The organism is Bacteroides sp. 4_1_36 (assembly GCF_003466325.1).
Classification (GTDB): domain Bacteria; phylum Bacteroidota; class Bacteroidia; order Bacteroidales; family Bacteroidaceae; genus Bacteroides; species Bacteroides uniformis.
Window position 1 is genome coordinate 40,485 of the sequence record NZ_QSOX01000015.1, and the last position, 18,361, is coordinate 58,845.

Consider the following 18,361-nt stretch of genomic DNA (forward strand, 5'->3'; position numbering starts at 1 on the left):
TTTAATGCTTGAAAAGATGAAAAATAATAGATATACGAATTGGTTCTTCGCGGCAGCTGTTGTTGTAGCAGGCTTTTCCATGGCGGCTTGTGAGGATGAACCGGATAAATATGAAGTGGCAGGGGGAAAGCCTACCTTGAAATATGTTCGTGTCCCTGATCCGGCAGCGGCAGACTCTTTGCTGACGGGGGCTTATATGGCGAATACGATTTGTCTGGTCGGTGAGAATCTGCGGAGTGTTTACGAGCTCTATTTCAATGACCAGAAGGCGATACTTAATACCAGTTACATCACTGACCATACACTTATGGTAGATGTTCCGAAAGAGATTCCTTCGGTAGTGACTGATAAGATTTATATGGTGACCAAAGCAAAGGATACCATAGATTATGATTTCAAGGTGTTGGTTCCGGCTCCTACCGTGAACTCCATTTCTTGTGAGTTTGCAAAGCCGGGTAGTGAGGTGACACTGATTGGTGACTATTTCATTGATGACCCGAATGTGCCGCTGACCATTACGATGGCCGGTAATGTGGAAGTGACTAATATTACGAACATAACCAAGACTGCGGTCAGCTTTATTCTTCCGGACAATGCTCCTGCAGGCTATATCAACGTGAAGTCCATTTATGGTACCGGACGTTCCAAGTTCCGCTATTATGATACACGTAACATTCTCTTTGACTGGGACGGTTCTCATGGCGGTATGGCTATTGCCCACGGTTGGCGTGATGGTAGCAAGGTGTTGAGAGAAGCCGATGAAAACAGTATTGACGGTGCTTATATCTGTCTCACCGGAGCACTTGACGGTGCTATCGGAGCTACTTGGGCAGAAGATGAGTTCTCGTTCAACTATTGGCCGGAACCGTCTGCCGGTTATCCCGAACTTTCTGCACGTCCTGAGTTTGCAGAACTGCTCGAGGAGTATGGCGTCAATGGCTTGCAACTGAAATTCGAGGTGAATATTCCTTCTTCCAATCCGTGGCAGTCTTGCGCTCTACAAGTGATGTTTACGGGTAATGATGTGGTGACTTATGCGACGGGAACTAATGCTTATTTTAGTGATACGAATGTGCCGCGCGGTTTGTGGTTGCCTTGGAAGAATACGGGTTCGTATGATACGGGTGGTAAATGGACAACCGTTTCCATGAATCTGTCCGAGTTCAACAAGACGCATGAAGGTAATAAGTGTGATAGAACTTTTGACAAGACTATGCTGACCGGATTGACATTCTTTGTCTGGGCAGGTGGTGTGGAAGGTAAGGATTGCAATCCGGTGATTATGATTGACAACATCCGTGTGGTACCTATTGAATAACCTTTTAAATAGAATACTGATATGAATAAAACATATAAATTTCCGGCACTGTGGATGATGTGCCTGATGCTCTTCAGTTGCTTGACGTTTACGGCCTGCGACAATGGGGATGATGAAGATACCAACCAATATAAAGGGGGAATCAGTCTGAATGTATTCGGACCGAGTCCCGTATCCCGCGGCGGTGTACTCCGTTTCCTAGGCAGTGGCATGGATAAAGTGACTGCGGTCGCTATTCCCGGTTGCGACGATATAACAGACATCGAAGTAGTCAGTGATACGGAAATCCGTGTCACTGTACCTCAGACAGCCCAGCCGGGGTTGGTTGTCTTGAAGACTCCGAAAGGGGATATTACAACAAAAACCGAGTTGACATTTACGGAGCCGATTGCTTTGGAGGCTTTTGCACCGGCAGAAGTAAAGCCTGGTAGTGAATTGACCATTACTGGTGAATATTTGAATTTGATTAAAGAAGTGATATTTGCTGACGAGGTAACAGTGCCTGCTGATGAGTTTGTCAGTCAAAGCCGTCAGGAGATTAAAGTTATTGTTCCTGATTCTGCTCAGACCGGTAAGTTCATCTTGTCTGATGGAGCTGAAATCCCCAATTGGATTTATTCTGAAGGGGAACTGGAGGTTACTTTGCCATCGGTAGAGGCTCCACTCGACCTGGTAGATAAGAAGCCGGGGGATGTCATTCGAGTTTCTGGTGAAAACTTTGATTTGGTGAAGAAAGTGCAGATGCCGAATGGGGATGAAGTTGAATTTACGATGACTGCCTCTTCCGAAGGAGATGAACTTACTTTTACATTGCCGGATAATGTCTCGGACGGAGAAATTACGGTACTTCCTGCTTCGGATGTAAAAGTTGTGGTTGCTACTGTTGTAGTAGCTACGCCTTCGAACGTAGTGGCTGTTCCTGCTGTGAACTTGCGTGGTGGAGATATGATTACCTTGAAAGGTACCAATATGGATTTGGTGACTGATGTAACGTTCCCTGGTGTAGAAGAAGCAGTAGGATTGGAATCACAAAACTCGACTGAAATAAAGGTCTTGATGCCGGCTGCGGCTATTAGTGGTGATTTGCAATTGAATACAAATAGTGGAAAAGCAACTGCCGTATCTATTGCAACGGCAAAGCCGGAAAACATTTCTTATAGTGCGGCGACAGTCCCGGCAGGAGAGGCTTTGACTGTCAAAGGAGTAAATATGGATGTAGTTTCGGCTGTTGTATTCAGTGGTAATGTGGAGGTTACCGTATCCGATGCCACTGCTACTGCCATTTCTTTGACTGTACCTACAACTGCCGAAACTGGGGCCTTACTTTTGAAAATGGCCAATGGTGAATTTGTGGAAGCACCGTCTCTGACAATAGAGAAACCGGTATGCGCCTATTTGCCGGCATTGCCTGACAAATTGGTTCGGGGACGAATTGTGGAACTTGAGATTGTTAATGCTGATAAACTGACAAATGTATTGCTGAATGAGGCTTCAGTCCAGTATATCAATGATGCGGCTAAAGGGGTATTGATGTTGAATGTACCGGCTGAACTGAATGGAACTTATAGTCTGAAACTGATTTCTTCAAATGGTGAAATTGCTTATGATGTTCTTGTGGTTGCTAATGAAGAAACAGTTTGGGCTGGTCCGCTCGATATTAGTTGGGGTGATGGAGGACGTGTGTTGGTACCGGCTGTATCTTTTGCCAAGGTAACGGCAGGCACTGTCATGAAAGTCTATTTCGATCAGAAAGACCAGACTTGGGCACAGGCTCAGTTTAACTATGGCGATTGGAGTGGCATAGCTTTCTCTTTGTTTGATACGACTATGGTACCGACAGACATTTACGGCTGGAGTTTCGAGAGCCGTGTGATGGAGTTGACGTTGACTCAGGAGATACTTGATAATATTCAAGCTAAACAAGGAGATTGTGAAGACCAGACAAATGTAGGTATCATTATTCAGGGCAGTGATTTGACGTTTACAAAAATAACGATTGTAAATTGATGAATTGTGGCTTGAAGAATGTGACTATGGATGCCCTGATTAAGAATGAAATAAAATCATAATTAAGATGAAGAAACTGAATATAAAATGGATGCTTTCGTTGATAGCAGCTTTTACTTTTGCCTCCTGCGATACTGATGTCGATCATGATATCCCAGCAGTGGATGCACCGGTATTGGTGTCTACTACTCCTGAAAGTGGAGCAGCCAAAGTGAAAACGGGAGAAATCACTATTGAGGTGAAATATGACAAGAATATATTCTTTGCAACAGACAATCTGAGCGAAATCAAGTTTACCGGTGGTGAACTGATAAGTGCCGATGTACTTGGCGCAAGCAATATACTGACTGTAAAAGTGAATGTTCCCGGGAGAGAGACGGCTTGTTCTCTCTCTATCCCCGAGGGAATAGTAACCGGACCGAACCAGATGCCTGCTCCGGCTGTATCGGTTCAGTTCTCTACTGTTGCTTTGGACAAGACGCTGGTTGCTGCCACTTCGGCCAAAGCTGTGAAACTGTACAATTATCTACTGGATAATTTTGAGACGAAGACACTTTCAGCTATGATGGCCAATGTTGCCTGGAATACGGAAATGTCCGAAAAGGTGTATGGATGGACTGGAAAATATCCGGCTATCAACTGTTTCGACTATGTTCATCTGCCGGCATCTGTAGCTGGAGCAGACTGGATTAATTACGGTGACATTACTCCTGTTAAGGATTGGTCTGACAAAGGTGGCATCGTAGCTGCCATGTGGCATTGGAATGTACCCAAGAAAGCTGTAGGCGAAGCTTCTTCTACCCAAATATGGGAAGGAGAGACAGTAATGCCGGGTGATTGGAGTGGAAATGTACAGATGACGGATGATGCTGCAAAAGCTGTCTTTGCTGATGCACAAGTGGGTCAGGTGATACGCGTGGCTGTGAAGGATGTGGCAGCGGGTGCACAAGGTTCGTTCAAAAACAGTGGTTGGAGCGAGATTGCTTCAGGAACTGATTATTTTGACATATCCGGGGACTATACATTGGTGATTACCGAAGATGTTTTGAAATCCCTGCAAGAAGGTGGTCTCATCATTGGTGGACATGATTATACAGCAGTTGCTGTTTATCTTGAAAATAACGGTACAGCTCTCGACCCGAATAAGGATTATGCCTTTTATAAGGCAGATACGGAGTTTGATGCTGCCAATGCCACAGTGGAAGGCACTTGGGAAAACAAGGTGTTTACCGAAGATTTGAAAAATGCTGCCGCTTACTTGAAGCTATTGAGAGATGCGGATATTCCGGTATTGTGGCGTCCATTCCACGAGGCAGCCGGTGGCTGGTTCTGGTGGGGTAAGGATGCTGCCAGCTTTAAATCTCTGTGGATTGCTATGTTCAATTACTTCAAGACTGAAGGATTGGATAATCTTATCTGGGTTTGGACTACCGAGGGCAATGATGCCGATTGGTATCCGGGAGATCAATATGTAGACATCGTGGGACGTGATGTTTATAATAAGGAAACTGCAGATTGTGTTTCAGAATATACTTCCATTGCCGAAAATTATGGAAACAAGATTGTTTCGCTGAGTGAATGTGGTACGGTCGGACTTATTTCCGAACAATGGGCATCTGGTGCACGTTGGAGTTGGTTCATGCCGTGGTATGACGGGACAAATGAGGATGGTAGCCCGGTAGTCCATGCTGATGAAGCATGGTGGAAGGATGCTATGAGCCAGGAATTTGTTGTTTCCCGTGAAGAGCTTCCTTCTATGGAATAGCAATTTTTAATAATAAAATAGAAAGGGTTGTCTCTGGTTAGTATCGGGGCAACCCTTTCTGTCTTTTATAGCTTTTAGTTGTTGGTTATAGAATTCATGCTTTATACTTTTTAGGAAAAATAGTAATGGATGTTAAATGAGTGTCGTTATTTGATAAAATAGTATTATAAGGTTTGCTGCTAAAAGTCTACTTTTGTCAAGCCTAATTAAAATTTGATAATAATCATATAATGTTTAACCGCTAATGAAATGAAAAATGCCTATGAGAAAGGAGTGATATGTATACCAACCACTTTATAGAATAAGGTATATTTAATTTTTCCTCAAAAAGAGAAGTTTAACCTTATATTAAACGGTAGATGCCGCCAGGCAATACCAATTCATTAATCTAAGAAAAATACAAGTATGAATTTAAATTTCAGAAGAACCGCGCTGCTCGTGGGTATCTGTTCGGCTGTCAGCCTGACTTATACTCCGCAACTTTTCGCCGCATCGGTCGATGCAATAGATGCTGTGCAGCAAGCAAAAAAAATCACAGGTACTGTAACAGATGCAATGGGACCGGTCATCGGTGCCAATGTATTGGAGAAAGGAACCACAAATGGTGTCATTACCGACATTGACGGTAATTTCACATTGAATGTTCAGCCGGGAGCAACGATTGTTGTGTCTTTTATCGGTTATCAGCCGCAAGAAATAGTGGTAGGTAACCAGACTAGTTTCAAGATTCAGCTAAAGGAAGATACGGAATTGTTGGATGAAGTAGTCGTAGTGGGTTACGGTGTACAGAAGAAGAAACTGGTGACAGGTGCTACGGTTGAGGTAAAAGGCGAAGACATCGCAAAATTAAATACTACGCAGGCATTGGGCGCTTTACAAAGCCAGTCTCCGGGTGTAAATATTCAGGCCGTTTCCGGTCAGCCGGGTGATGGGTTTAAAATTAATATTCGTGGTGCTGGTACTAACGGAAATACAGCTCCAGTTTACGTTATTGATGGTGTAGCCGGTGGCGATATTAACGCCTTGAATCCTGCCGATATTGAACGTATTGACGTGTTGAAAGATGCTGCATCTTGTGCAATTTACGGTTCGAGCGGTGCCAACGGTGTTATCCTTATTACTACGAAGCAGGGTAAGGTAGGAAAGGTTTCTGTATCTTATGATGGAAACATAGGTTGGGCAAATATATATAAGATGCCTGATATGTTGAATGCCAAAGAATATATGGCGGTAATGGATCAAGTGGCCTATAATAATGGAGGCCAACCGTATGATTGGTCAAAATTCGTAGATGCTGATTTGCTGACTGCTTATCAGAATGGTACCAATCCTGGTACAGATTGGGTAAAAGAATTCCGGAATAAAAATGCTGTGGTTACTAATCATGCGTTGAATGTAACAGGTGGTTCTGAATTCTCCAAATTTTCGACAGGTATAGGCTATCAGTATCAGGATGGTGCATTCGGTGGTCCGGTGAAGACTGACTATCGTCGTTTTACTTTCCGCATTAATTCTGAGCATGTGATATATCGTAAGGGAGATGTGGATGTGATAAAGTTTGGTGAGAATATATATTATCAGCACAAACAGAATCAAGGTGTGCAGTTAGGTAATCAATATTCGAATGACCTTTCTAATGCTTTGCGTGCTATTCCTCTGATTCCTGTATATAATGAAAATGGTGATTTCTTCATGTATGATGATTTGAAGAATTTTGGAACGAGTGCTAATGGTATACTTGATTATACTGCATATGCTTCTAATCCGATGGCTCACATGGTATATAATCAGGCTGGGAATAATAAGAATAAGAATTTTAATCTGAACACAGCGGCATATCTGGAAGTACAACCACTTAAGAATCTTATTTATAAAGGTCAGGTTAGTTACAAACAATGGTCAAGTTCATGGCGTTCATATCTTCCCGTTTACCAAATTAATAATCAGGGAGATAGCCGTGATAAAGACCAAACGATAAATAACGTGTCTTTGGGTTGGAACTGGAGTTTGACTAATACGTTGAGTTATCGGTTTGATATTACAGACTTACATCATTTTGATGTTTTGGCTGGTACAGAGTATTCTAAATCAAGACCAACTTATGGCGAATCAGTAGAGGCAACCGGTTATAATAGTGCTTTTGGTGACTTTACACATGCTTATTTGCATAATACAGAACGTAAAGCTACTGCTACAGTAAATGGTTATCCCTCGGATTATGGTTCTAAGATGTCTTATTTTGGACGTTTGAATTATGACTTTAAGGAAACTTATATGTTTTCTGCTATCATTCGTGCCGATGGCTCGTCTAAGTTTGCGAAAGGCAATCAATGGGGATATTTCCCATCATTCTCTGCTGGTTGGGTTATTTCAAACGAGGCTTTTATGAAGAATACTGCTTCTTGGCTTGGTTTCTTGAAAGTCCGTGCTGGTTGGGGACAGAATGGTAATGACAATATCCCTAATTCAAATTGGCGTGCCGGTTACGAGTTTGGCGATTATGGTCTTTATACATTTGGCTCGGATAAGAATGGAGGTACAACCGGAGCTTACCCGAATCGTTTGGCTAACCCCGATTTGACATGGGAAACTTCAGAACAGACCAATATCGGTATTGATGCCCGTTTCTTGGATAACCGTCTGAGTTTTACCATGGACTGGTATAGCAAGCAGACGAAAGACTTGTTAGTGGAAGTGGGTACCAATGCGGCTTCCGGTTTCGCTACTCAATATCAAAATGCTGGTACGGTAAAGAATACTGGCCTTGAACTTTCAATGGGCTGGAGAGATCAGATTGGTAAGGAGTTCAAGTATGGGGTGAATGTCAATATGGCCTATAATAAGAATGAAGTAACGGAGGTTAATAACGCCAATCATTTTATTGAAGGCGGTAATGATTTGTTGGCTCAAAGTACGGGTCGGTTTGTCCGTATGGAAGAAGGACATCCTATTGGCTATTTTTATGGTTATAAGACGGATGGTGTCATTCAGAACCAGAATGACTTGCAGGCATATCTTGACCAGAATTGTAAAGGAAATGCGGCAAACTCTAAGCAAGGTGCAAGTATTAAACCGGGTGATTTGAAGTTTGTGGATGTTGATGGAAATGGGGTGATTAATGATGACGATAAGACTGATTTGGGTAATCCTCATCCTGACGTGACAATGGGTCTTACGTTAAGTGCGGAATATAAAGGATTTGATTTCTCTGTAACAACCTATGGCGCTTTTGGTGCACAGGTAGCTCGCTCTTGGCGAAAGTTCTCAGATGGACAGTATGAAAACTATACGACAGAAGTTTACGATTACTGGCATGGCGAAGGAACCTCAAACAGATATCCGCTGCTTGCGCCGGGAAATAGTGGACAGAATTTCCAGGCCATTTCAGATATTTATATTGATGATGCCGACTATGTTCGCATTCAAAATCTGACTATAGGATACGATTTCAAGAGAATTTGGAAGAACTGTCCGTTCCAGCAACTTCGTGTGTATGCTGCTGCACAGAATCTATTTACTTTTACCGGTTATAAAGGGATGGATCCGGAGAATGGTAGAGCCCTCAATGACAAAGAACCGTGGGTAACCGGTGTTGATGTAGGTAACTATCCTCAACCTCGTACTTATATGGTAGGTGTTAATGTTAAATTCTAAAATTGATACACGATGAAAAAAATAGCATATTTAATAGGTGCAGCTTTGATGATAGCAGGAATGTTTGCTTCTTGTAGCTTGGACTCGATGAGTCTGACGGAAAAAGATACGACCAATTTTCCTAAAACGGCTGAAGATGCCAATCAGGCTTTAGCTGCCATATATCAGAACCTGAATAATGTCAATGCTTTTCCACAGCAGTCTTTCTTGTATAATTCTCTGCTGGCTTGCGATGATATGTTGGGTGGTGGTGGTCCCAATGATAAGTTGATGCAATCTTTGGACCTTATTTGTAATACGGGTACAAATGCTACGCAGGACTACTGGGTGGCTCGCTATCAAGGAATCAACCGTGCCAATACGTTGTTGGAGGCTCTTGCTGGTATTGAAATGGATCCGGAAGTAAGAGCGCAGGCTGAGGGCGAAGCCAAGTTCCTTCGTGCTTTTTATTACTACGAGTTGGCTTCCATGTATGGGCGCGTACCTTTGGTGATTACTGCTTTGTTGCCCGAAGATACTACTCCTCCGACTGCCGCTGTTATCTGGGGGCAGATTCTGCAGGATCTTCGCGATGCGGCTGCAAATATGCCGGCTGTTCGCAAGTCGGATGGGCATGTTGATAAATATACGGCTGAAGCTATGTTAGGACGTGCTTGGTTGTATTATACTGGTATGTATGGCAATGGTGAAACTCTGAACGATTTGGTTAGTACGAACTATAGTCCGTTGACTTCAGTTGATTTGCCTGATGGGACAACTTTGACCAAGCAGGATGTGGTTGGGTATATTGATGATTGTGTGAATAATTCTGGTTATAGTCTTGTTCCTGAGTTTCGTAATTTGTGGGCATATACCAATAAATGTACGGTAGAAGATTTTCCGTTTACTGCCGGTCAGGGATTGAAGTGGGTAGAAGATGATGCAGCGGTAAATCCCGAATCCATGTTTGCCATTAAATATAATAAACTTGCATCTTGGAGCACTACTATCGGTTATGGTAACGGTTATGCTCTGCATTTTGGTGTACGTGGCAATGATCAGGCCAATTCTTTCCCCTTCGGACAAGGATGGGGTGCCGGTCCTGTAGCTCCCAATTTTTATAATGATTGGAGTGTGGCAGAACAAGATGATGCCCGTCGTCCGGCCTCCGTATTCAAGACGGAGGATATGCCGAGTTATAATAAAGGTGGTGGTGACGGCTTTATCCAAGAAACGGATTATTATCAGATGAAAATAGGTTCTATCATGGCTTATAGTACGGATGCGGCTGGAAATAAAACGATTGAGCCGGTATTTGAGAAGATAATGTATGGTGCCGACGGCTGGATTAATGATAATCTGATGCAAACCGGTTCTATTCATGATTTGGTTTTGATTCGTTTTGCGGATGTATTGTTGATGCAGTCTGAATTGAAGGAAGATGTTTCCGGTATAAACAGAGTGCGTAGTCGTGCCGGACTTGAACCTATTGGTACATATTCGTTGGCTGCATTGCAGAATGAACGCCGTTGGGAATTATGTTTTGAAGGTACTCGCTGGAACGATATTCGCCGTTGGCATATTGCTGCCGATGCCCTTGAAAGACAGACGGGAGCAAAGGTTTATACAAATGGGGCTGAAAGCCGTAATGTGGCGCAGAACGGTGGTTATGCCGCACGTTATAAGGCTACGGCAGGTTTCCAGAAGATTCCCGAAAACCAAGTCCTCCTGAATGAAGGAAAGGTAGAACAAAATGAGGGTTATACGGATGCAAGTGCTGAGTATAATGGTTGGCAAGAATAGAATATGAATTTAAAATGAAAAAAGATATGAAAAAGATATTATTCGCAATACCTTTGTTTGCAATGCTGCTGGTGGCTTGCGATCCGATAGTGGATGAAATCAGTCCGGATCCCAATGTCACACCGGAAAATCTTACTTTTGAACTTGTGGCCAAGAACCAGGGAAACAACAACATTCAGATTGTTCCTACTCCGTCACGTTATGTGAAGGTTTATGATGCTACGTCTGATATCAAGTTGGCAGAAGGTACGGCTCCGTCGGTTCAAGTAGCTCCTCCTAATAAAGAATTGCAAGTATATGTAACAACCATTAATTCGGACGGCTCCATAACAAAATCGGCTTCCAAATCAATAGCAGTAACGGAGTATACAGATCTTCCCGCTATTTATGCTGATGTATTCGGCACAACTCCGGACGGTGGTTATGGAACAACCACTTGGGTCTGGAATACAGAAGCTGCAGACGGTTGTTGGGGTAATGGAGGTTATCTCGGCAATACCGGCCCCGGTTGGTGGATTTGTGATGCTGTGGGAGATGTCGGAAACGGTAGAGGGCAAATTGATGAACAAGCTGTAGGAAAAGGATTGCCTGATGATGGATTAAATGGTTGGTTCTCACTTAGTTTGACTGGTGTTCAGACAAGTCGTGGTGAAAGTGGTTCTGTCAAGGTGTCAGAAGATGTGGTGCAATCCGGTTGGGATGTAGGTACTATGGAGTTCTCTGGTACTATTCCATTGTTAGGTATACAGCCGAATCAAGGAAATGCACGTCAGTATGAGTATCATATTTTGAAGATTACAGAAGATGAACTTCGTCTTTGTGCTCCTGAACCCGGTGCTGGCGCTTGGGGTACGGCATGGTTCTGGAACTTCAAGAAAAAATAGTTAATATTGAAAGGTACGGGTGGGTAACGACCACTCGTATACTTTTATTACTAATTAAAAAAATGCAACAATGAAACGAACTTTCTTTTTGATATTACTGTTCTTCTGTGCTCTTTTTGTTAAAGCGGATGTTTTGGGACCGTATACAATGGATAGTAATGTACCTCCCACACCAACCGGATATGCTCGGGTTGTACTTCCGATAGGAGGTGCTGACGCTTCGGTAGCCGTAAGCATAACTGTTTGTGACGAAAGTGGTCAACAGTATGTTTTGAGAACTACTACCCCAAATGCTGCTCCATATTGTTATTTCTTGGCTTATGGCGTTTACCGCGTGGTCGCTTTAGAGGATTGTACAGCACAATCTAATTGGGGCGCACTTACGGTTGGTACAATTTTCGAAGTGACAGGAGGTGGCTATATTTCTTTAAATTATATAGGAACAATCTCTACTCCAAGTATTGTTCAAGCATCGGGTACTGATGATAATGTTCCTCCTTCCAAAGTAGGTTACAATATAATGAAAGTGTATGGAATAGAGACAAACGGCGGTGGGGTGTTGGTTGATTCTGACAAAAAAGAATATGGTATCTTTAATTATACCGGACATATAGGCGGTGCTCATTACTTTTACATTAAGCCAGGCACATACACTATAAAATCTTTGAGTGCTACCAATGGAAATTATATTTATTTGGAGTATGGAAATGTTAGACAACCGCTTTCTGCTGGTAGGACTTTCACAGTTCCTGCGTCATTCTTCTCCATTGTGTTTTCTAAAAAGGCACTTTAAGAATAATCTATAAATGAATTATTCAACTCAAAGCAGTTGTCGTTACCCCCCGACTTTATTAGTCGCCCGTAACATCGGATAATTGTAAATGCATTAACCGAATAGTACAATTGTTTAATGGTTAAATCAGGAAAAGGCGAGTCGTGAGATTCGCCTTTTCGCATTCATTCTCTATTGCCTTTCCGGATGCAATTCACATTCCTTTTTGTATTACCCCTGATTTCAGGGCGCAGAATGTTTCTTTTTATCCCTGCATCTCCTTCACCTCCTTCTCCCATCCTCCTGTTCATTGGCTTTCCCGGTGAAACCGCTTTCCACCCTCATCGCCCCGCCTTTGCATCGCGCGACACGCCGTAGTATCCCGGCATGGCCCGGTAGATGGGTTGCGTGGGCTTCCCCACATTCTTCAGCTTGCCCTCTTGCTGCAACCGTTTCAGGTGGACGTTCGCGGTGGTGCGCGCCATGCCGCAGAGCGCTTGGAAGTCACTGCGAATCAGCACGTCGTGGTCGGCAAAGTATTCTTTCAGCTTCATGTCTATCTCCACTTCCGAAAGCTTCAGGGAGTGGCGGGTGTATTTACTGCGGATGGCATTGACTCCCGTCATCGCTTGTTTCAGCCTGACGTCGGGACGGAAGCTGATGCTTTTCAGCCGGAGTTTCAGGTGCTTGTTCGGGGTGCTGCGGGTCACTTTCTGTGTGGCTTCCAGGGTGGGGGCGAAGTAGCCCAGCCCTTCGATGTGCACCTCGTGGCCGTCGCGCAGTTCTTCGCCGCAAATTTGCGCCAGGCAGTCTATCGCGTTCATCACGTCGCCCACCGTGAGCGAGCTGCGGGCATGCACGCGGTTGTAGAGCTGCCGCATGGTTACTTTCCCGTTGAGCAACGGGCGGGGATGGAGGCCTCTCTCTTCAGGGGCTTCCTCATTAGTGCCCGGATTCTCGTACCAGTCATATAGTATTGCCATATCAATAGGTTTTAGTGCGTTCAACATACTTGTTTCTTCCCTCGGAAGTGTCTTCCTGTAAGTGAACGACTCCGGTCGGCCGAACGAATAACCCGGGTCGTTCGATTGAACGACCTAAGTCAGTCGATTGGACGACCCGGGGCGTTCACTTATAAAGAACCGTGCAAAGGTACTGAAAATAAAGGGTTCCGAAGCATAAATAAGTATGTTTGTCGGCAGGAATGATTTTTGAAGAATAAGCGGAGAATGGTTTGCAAAACGCCCTCGGCAGGCAGTAACTTTGGCGAAGAGGCGAGAGGAAAGAAAGGATGATTCCCTTCCTCGAAACCTCCCAATAATCATTTTAATAAAAAATATTTATGAAGAAAAAACTGATGACTTTGCAGCAACACCGGCTCTTGAAGGAAGCGGGACAACTGATAGCCTTTTCCGAAAGGCTGAAACACGCACAAAAAGAAACGACCGACCGAAACTGGAAGGAGCGGGAAGAGCAGCGCCGCCGGAGCGCGAAAGCCGCAAGCACCGTGACTGCACTGAGCGGCGACATCGAGGAGTTCCTCACTTCGCGCTACGACTTTCGCTATAATCTGCTGACGGATGAAACCGAGTTCCGCCCCGCCGGACAACGCTCTGCCGCCTTCACCCCCGTGGGCAAGCGCGAGTTGAACACTTTCTGCATCGAAGCCCATGCCGAAGGTATTCCTTGCTGGGACAAGGACTTGAACCGATACGTCTATTCCACTTACATCCCTGCCTACCATCCCTTCCTGCTCTATATGGACGAACTGCCCGACTGGGACGGCAAGGACCGGCTGACTGCGCTTGCCTGCCGCGTCTCTTCTCGGCCTCACTGGGTGCGGGGATTCCATACCTGGATGCTGGGACTTGCCTCGCAATGGATGGGCGTGTCCGGACTGCATGCCAACAGCGTGGCTCCCGTTCTCGTCAGCCGCGAGCAGGGACGACGGAAATCCAGCTTTTGTCGTGCCTTGATGCCCGACGTGCTGGCACGCTACTACACCGACAACCTGAAACTGACCTCGCAGGGACAAGCCGAGAGGATGCTGGCGGAAATGGGGCTGCTCAATATGGACGAGTTCGACAAGTATGCTGACAACAAAATGCCCTTACTGAAAAATCTGATGCAGATGTCGGTACTTAACATCCGCAAGGCCTATCAGCAGAACTTCAGGCAACTGCCCCGTATCGCTTCGTTCATCGGCACCAGCAACCGGTTCGACCTGCTGACCGACCCCACCGGGAGCCGGCGCTTCCTCTGCATCGAGGTGAAGCACAACATCGACTGCATAGGCATAGAGCACGACCAGATTTTTGCCCAACTGAAAGCGGAACTCATTGCCGGGCGGCGCAGCTGGTTCACCAAGTCGGAGGAGGAGGAACTGCAACGGCACAACGAGGCTTTCTATCGTGTCAGCCTTGCCGAGGAGGCGGTTCGCAGCTTGTTCCGTGCCCCGCTTCCGGCGGAGAAGAGCATCGACCTGACTGCCGCCGACATCTTTGACGAGTTGCAAAAAACGCATCCCGCCCTGATGCGTGGCAGCAATCCCGTGCAGTTCGGCTCGGTGCTGTTGCGGGCGGGACTGAAACGCCGGCATACGAAGTACGGCAACGTATACGAGGTGGTGAGAAGGAAAAAAGAAGTTTCACCGGAAAGGGTTGAACGATAGGGAAATAATGCGAAAGGTGAAGGGGTGAAGGAAGAGAAAGCCGGTTTATAGTCTCATTACGGATTGACATAGATTCCTATTAATTCAGGTTGTAGATGCCGATGGGATAAATATTTTCGCTCATAATAACTGTATATTTTATAGATTTCTATAAAAGTAACTTTTTTATAAGAACAAAACAAGCGAAAGTTGCGATTTTCACTACTTCTTGTCGGATAAAAAACTTATCTTTGCGATTGAAACAATCTCTTGTTAATGATATGAAATACACATCATATTCTTATCCTTCAGGCAGGGCGGAAGTGGCTGCATTTGTTGTGACCGGCGGAGTGACGGAATACCATGTGATGATACATGCCACTGACCCGAAACAGACCTACCGTGAGCAGATGAATGTCGTGTTGGATGCGTATGCCGCTTTACTGAAAAAAGAACTGTCCGGAGCCGTGGCGGTTTTTAAAAGATACTTCCTGAGTGATGCCGCCAACCAAGCGGAACTGTTGCTTGCCGCTACGGCAGAAAGCTCCGATTGCGCGCTGTCTGTGGTGGAACAGCCTCCGCTGGATGGTACCAAGATTGCTTTGTGGGCCTATCTGCAGACCGATGTGCAGACACGAGTGCTGCCGAACGGACTGTATGAAGTGAAACACGGTGCTTACCGCCAGCTCTGGATGGGAGGCAGCTTCAACCGTGCCGCCAATTCGGAATACCAGATGCGTCTTTTGCTCAACGACTATGCCATGCAACTGATGGAGGAAGGGTGTACTCTGGCCGACAATTGCCTGCGTACCTGGATATTTGTGCAGAATGTGGATTGCAATTATGCCGGGGTTGTGAAGGCACGTAATGAGATGTTCGTCACCCAGAACCTGACGGAGAACACGCACTATATTGCCAGTACCGGTATCGGTGGGCGTCATGCCGACCCGAAGGCATTGGTGATGCTTGACGCTTTTGCCGTAGCGGGATTAAAGCCCGGACAAATCAAATATCTCTATGCCCGCACACACTTGAATCCCACTTATGAGTATGGAGTCAGTTTCGAACGGGGAACGGCGGTGGATTACGACGACCGCCGACAAGTGCTCATTTCCGGTACGGCGAGTATCAACAACCGGGGGGAAGTGCTGTATGCCGGAGATGTACGTCGTCAGACAGAACGGATGTGGGAGAATGTGGAAGCTCTGCTGAAAGAGGCTGACTGCGGCTTTGGAGATGTGGGGCATATCATTGTCTATCTGCGTGATATTGCGGACTATGCTGTAGTGAAAGAGATGTTTGACAAGCGTTTTCCCGATATTCCGAGAGTTGTCACGTTGGCTCCCGTCTGTCGTCCGGGGTGGCTGGTGGAAATGGAGTGTATGGCGGTGAAGAAAATCTCTGATTAAAAATATTATCTTTGGTTAATTGAATATTAGGCTGACAGTTGGTAAACGTCTACCTTTGTTGAAATTCTAATGTATAAGGATGAAAACACGTATCTTGCTTTTCTGTATCAGTTGCCTTCTTTGGGCAAGTTGTGAAAATTCCGGACAGAATTATGTGATTGAAGGAACGTTGCCGTCGTTGAAATACGACGGGGAATGGATATACCTCGTGCCGATGGAGAATGCGCCGGGGCGGGTGGATTCTGTAAAGATAACCAATGCCTCTTTTTCTTTTTCCGGACAAGGGGAGGAGATGAGGGTGTTGCGTCTGCGCCATCTGCTGCGTATCTACATCCAGGAACTGCTGGTGGTGACGGAGCCGGGAACCATACATGTGAAGGCCGACTCTGTCGGCTCGGTAACGGGCACTCCGCAAAATGATGCCCTTCAGAAATGGAAAGAGGGGAGGGAAAAGAAGCAAGAGGCTTACCATTTCATCCGGACGGGACTACGGAATGCCACCGGAAAAGATTCACTGCATCTGATACAGATACGTGACAGTCTGAGGATGCAGGAGCAGGAAACGAACTTTCTGTTTTTGAAAGAGCAGGGAAACAATACGTTGGGAATATTCATGCGGAAGATGGTGCGTGGCTCCTTGACGGAAGAACAACAAAAACTGTTGGATGAAAGCTTGCAGAAGGAAATACATTGAATGGGGAGCGGCAGGAATCGGCGCTTTGGCGTTGTTCCTTTTTTTCTTCCGGATATTGCCCTATCATCTGTTCCATCGGGAGCAGACACAACTCTTTTTGCTTGCCACCGAACCATTGGCCGGGTATCTGCGGCATCCGGCGGCTCTGGCACGTCTGTCAGGAGATTTCCTCACTCAATTCTTTTATTACGAAGGGGGTGGTCCGGCCATAATGGCTGTCGTGCTGTTGCTTTGGGGAGTGGTGGTGTTCCGTTTGTTGGTCCCGTACATGGGACGTTGGGCGTGGATTCCTACGGTGTTGGCGGTGGCTTGGGAGGCAGGAAGGCAATGCGGATTGAGTTATCCGCTTTCCGGCACAATCGCTTTAACCGGTATCGGAGGTGTTTTGTTGTTGTGTCGTAGCTGCATGCGACGTTCGTGGAAGTCGGGCTTAGCGGTAAGCATATTGGCGGTATTGTCCGGCTATTGGCTGTTTGGCTGTGGCGATTGGTCGTCACGATGGTACAATATGCCCGATTTAGGGCGAGAATATCTTTTGGCGTTGGATTCGGAAATGTATTTCGGCCGTTCGGAAAAAGTACGGAAACTGTTGGCGGAGGGTGAATACCGCTCTCCGTTCACTGCCTATTATTATAATTTGCTGAATGCACAGCAGGACCGACTTCCCGACCGGCTGATGGATGGTTATCAACCGGCTTCGCAAGGGCTGTTTCTGCCCGTGGCTCCCCATTCTACCTACCTCACTATTTATGCAGCCAATGAAGTCTGGTTTGCGTTGGGAGATATGACGATGGCTGAACATGCCGCCATTCTGGGAATGATTTTTTCTCCGCACCACACCGGGGCAAGAGCTGTCAAGCGTTTGGCGGAAATCAACCTGGTGAACGGTGATGAGGCGGCGGCTATGAAATATCTTCGTCTCCTGCAAAAGACAATGTGTTACCGTGATTGGGCAGAACGACGTATTCCCGGAAAACAGACGGCCGAAGTCTGCCAATGGCTGGAACGGAAGCGGTTGTTGTTGCCTGCAACGGATACTTTGCGTTCTTCTGCCGACATTCCGCTTTCACTTCGTCATCTGTTGCGTAACAATCCTGATAATACGTTGGCATGCGATTACCTTCTCTGCTTTGATTTGCTGAATAAGGATATTGGGGCTTTCGCCGGAGATTATCGGGAGTTTGCTGCAAAGAAGTTTCCTTCCAGATTGTATGCCGAAGGTTTACTTATCTATCTTGCCGGGAAAAAGGCTTCGTTGGATGAAGTGGAAAAATGGAATATACCGCCTCAAGTATTGGATGAATTTGGCGATTATACCCGACTGTACGAGGCGAATGGTGGTAATGGTGCCCCTTTGCAAGCCAAATACGGAAAAACATATTGGTTTTATTTCCACTATGCTACGATGAAAAAGGGGAAGTGATTT

General features: G+C 45.6%; 12 protein-coding genes. 11 read left to right on the top strand and 1 reads right to left on the bottom strand.

From position 1 onward, the window contains the following. Positions 1–16 precede the first annotated feature (16 nt). From DXD65_RS14225 to DXD65_RS14255, 7 genes are all read left to right on the top strand, one after another. Positions 17–1,318: a glycan-binding surface protein gene (locus tag DXD65_RS14225; protein ID WP_005834814.1), complete on the top strand. Its 1,302-nt coding sequence runs from the start codon at positions 17–19 to the stop codon at positions 1,316–1,318. A 21-nt stretch (positions 1,319–1,339) separates the two neighbouring features. After that, positions 1,340–3,325, top strand: coding sequence for a hypothetical protein (locus DXD65_RS14230; protein WP_005834817.1), 1,986 nt, complete (start codon positions 1,340–1,342; stop codon positions 3,323–3,325). A 67-nt stretch (positions 3,326–3,392) separates the two neighbouring features. After that, positions 3,393–5,090 (top strand): glycosyl hydrolase, encoded by a 1,698-nt coding sequence (locus DXD65_RS14235; protein WP_057254000.1) that lies wholly within the window; start codon positions 3,393–3,395, stop codon positions 5,088–5,090. A gap of 405 nt (positions 5,091–5,495) precedes the next feature. After that, entirely contained in the window at positions 5,496–8,744 is a 3,249-nt protein-coding gene (locus DXD65_RS14240) for a SusC/RagA family TonB-linked outer membrane protein (RefSeq protein ID WP_005825009.1), read from the top strand. A 12-nt stretch (positions 8,745–8,756) separates the two neighbouring features. Continuing rightward, complete coding sequence (locus tag DXD65_RS14245; RefSeq protein ID WP_005825008.1) at positions 8,757–10,526, top strand: RagB/SusD family nutrient uptake outer membrane protein; 1,770 nt, start codon at positions 8,757–8,759, stop codon at positions 10,524–10,526. A gap of 26 nt (positions 10,527–10,552) precedes the next feature. After that, positions 10,553–11,410 carry a hypothetical protein gene (locus tag DXD65_RS14250; RefSeq protein WP_005834823.1) on the top strand — a complete coding sequence of 286 codons (858 nt, stop codon included), beginning with the start codon at positions 10,553–10,555 and terminating at the stop codon, positions 11,408–11,410. A gap of 70 nt (positions 11,411–11,480) precedes the next feature. Then, positions 11,481–12,203 (top strand): hypothetical protein, encoded by a 723-nt coding sequence (locus DXD65_RS14255; protein ID WP_005825006.1) that lies wholly within the window; start codon positions 11,481–11,483, stop codon positions 12,201–12,203. Between the two features lie 320 nt (positions 12,204–12,523). On the opposite strand, the gene DXD65_RS14260 is transcribed toward DXD65_RS14255, so the two are convergent. After that, on the bottom strand, positions 12,524–13,165 hold the full coding sequence (locus DXD65_RS14260) for an HU family DNA-binding protein (protein WP_005834825.1): 642 nt from the start codon (positions 13,163–13,165) through the stop codon (positions 12,524–12,526). Between the two features lie 359 nt (positions 13,166–13,524). On the opposite strand from DXD65_RS14260, the gene DXD65_RS14265 reads away from it, so the two are divergent. From DXD65_RS14265 to DXD65_RS14280, 4 genes are all read left to right on the top strand, one after another. Next, a complete protein-coding gene (locus tag DXD65_RS14265) occupies positions 13,525–14,853 on the top strand; it encodes a VapE domain-containing protein (protein ID WP_117749629.1) in 1,329 nt (442 codons plus the stop codon). A gap of 260 nt (positions 14,854–15,113) precedes the next feature. Further along, positions 15,114–16,241: a Rid family hydrolase gene (locus DXD65_RS14270; RefSeq protein ID WP_117887749.1), complete on the top strand. Its 1,128-nt coding sequence runs from the start codon at positions 15,114–15,116 to the stop codon at positions 16,239–16,241. A 79-nt stretch (positions 16,242–16,320) separates the two neighbouring features. Beyond that, the gene (locus tag DXD65_RS14275; RefSeq protein WP_057254005.1) at positions 16,321–16,935 is read left to right on the top strand and encodes a DUF4369 domain-containing protein; all 615 of its coding nucleotides are present in this window, start codon (positions 16,321–16,323) and stop codon (positions 16,933–16,935) included. Beyond that, positions 16,907–18,358 carry a DUF6057 family protein gene (locus DXD65_RS14280; RefSeq protein WP_117887750.1) on the top strand — a complete coding sequence of 484 codons (1,452 nt, stop codon included), beginning with the start codon at positions 16,907–16,909 and terminating at the stop codon, positions 18,356–18,358. The genes DXD65_RS14275 and DXD65_RS14280 overlap by 29 nt, the downstream gene beginning before the upstream one ends. The last annotated feature ends 3 nt before the right edge of the window (positions 18,359–18,361 follow it).

What these genes read in the sequence shown, in the direction of transcription:
- DXD65_RS14270 (WP_117887749.1), top strand. Translation starts at nt 15,114, where the DNA reads ATGAAATACACATCATATTCTTATCCTTCAGGCAGGGCGGAAGTGGCT.
- DXD65_RS14225 (WP_005834814.1), top strand. Translation starts at nt 17, where the DNA reads ATGAAAAATAATAGATATACGAATTGGTTCTTCGCGGCAGCTGTTGTT.
- DXD65_RS14265 (WP_117749629.1), top strand. Translation starts at nt 13,525, where the DNA reads ATGAAGAAAAAACTGATGACTTTGCAGCAACACCGGCTCTTGAAGGAA.
- DXD65_RS14250 (WP_005834823.1), top strand. Translation starts at nt 10,553, where the DNA reads ATGAAAAAGATATTATTCGCAATACCTTTGTTTGCAATGCTGCTGGTG.
- DXD65_RS14245 (WP_005825008.1), top strand. Translation starts at nt 8,757, where the DNA reads ATGAAAAAAATAGCATATTTAATAGGTGCAGCTTTGATGATAGCAGGA.
- DXD65_RS14280 (WP_117887750.1), top strand. Translation starts at nt 16,907, where the DNA reads ATGAAAGCTTGCAGAAGGAAATACATTGAATGGGGAGCGGCAGGAATC.
- DXD65_RS14230 (WP_005834817.1), top strand. Translation starts at nt 1,340, where the DNA reads ATGAATAAAACATATAAATTTCCGGCACTGTGGATGATGTGCCTGATG.
- DXD65_RS14275 (WP_057254005.1), top strand. Translation starts at nt 16,321, where the DNA reads ATGAAAACACGTATCTTGCTTTTCTGTATCAGTTGCCTTCTTTGGGCA.
- DXD65_RS14260 (WP_005834825.1), bottom strand. Translation starts at nt 13,165, where the DNA reads ATGGCAATACTATATGACTGGTACGAGAATCCGGGCACTAATGAGGAA.
- DXD65_RS14255 (WP_005825006.1), top strand. Translation starts at nt 11,481, where the DNA reads ATGAAACGAACTTTCTTTTTGATATTACTGTTCTTCTGTGCTCTTTTT.
- DXD65_RS14235 (WP_057254000.1), top strand. Translation starts at nt 3,393, where the DNA reads ATGAAGAAACTGAATATAAAATGGATGCTTTCGTTGATAGCAGCTTTT.
- DXD65_RS14240 (WP_005825009.1), top strand. Translation starts at nt 5,496, where the DNA reads ATGAATTTAAATTTCAGAAGAACCGCGCTGCTCGTGGGTATCTGTTCG.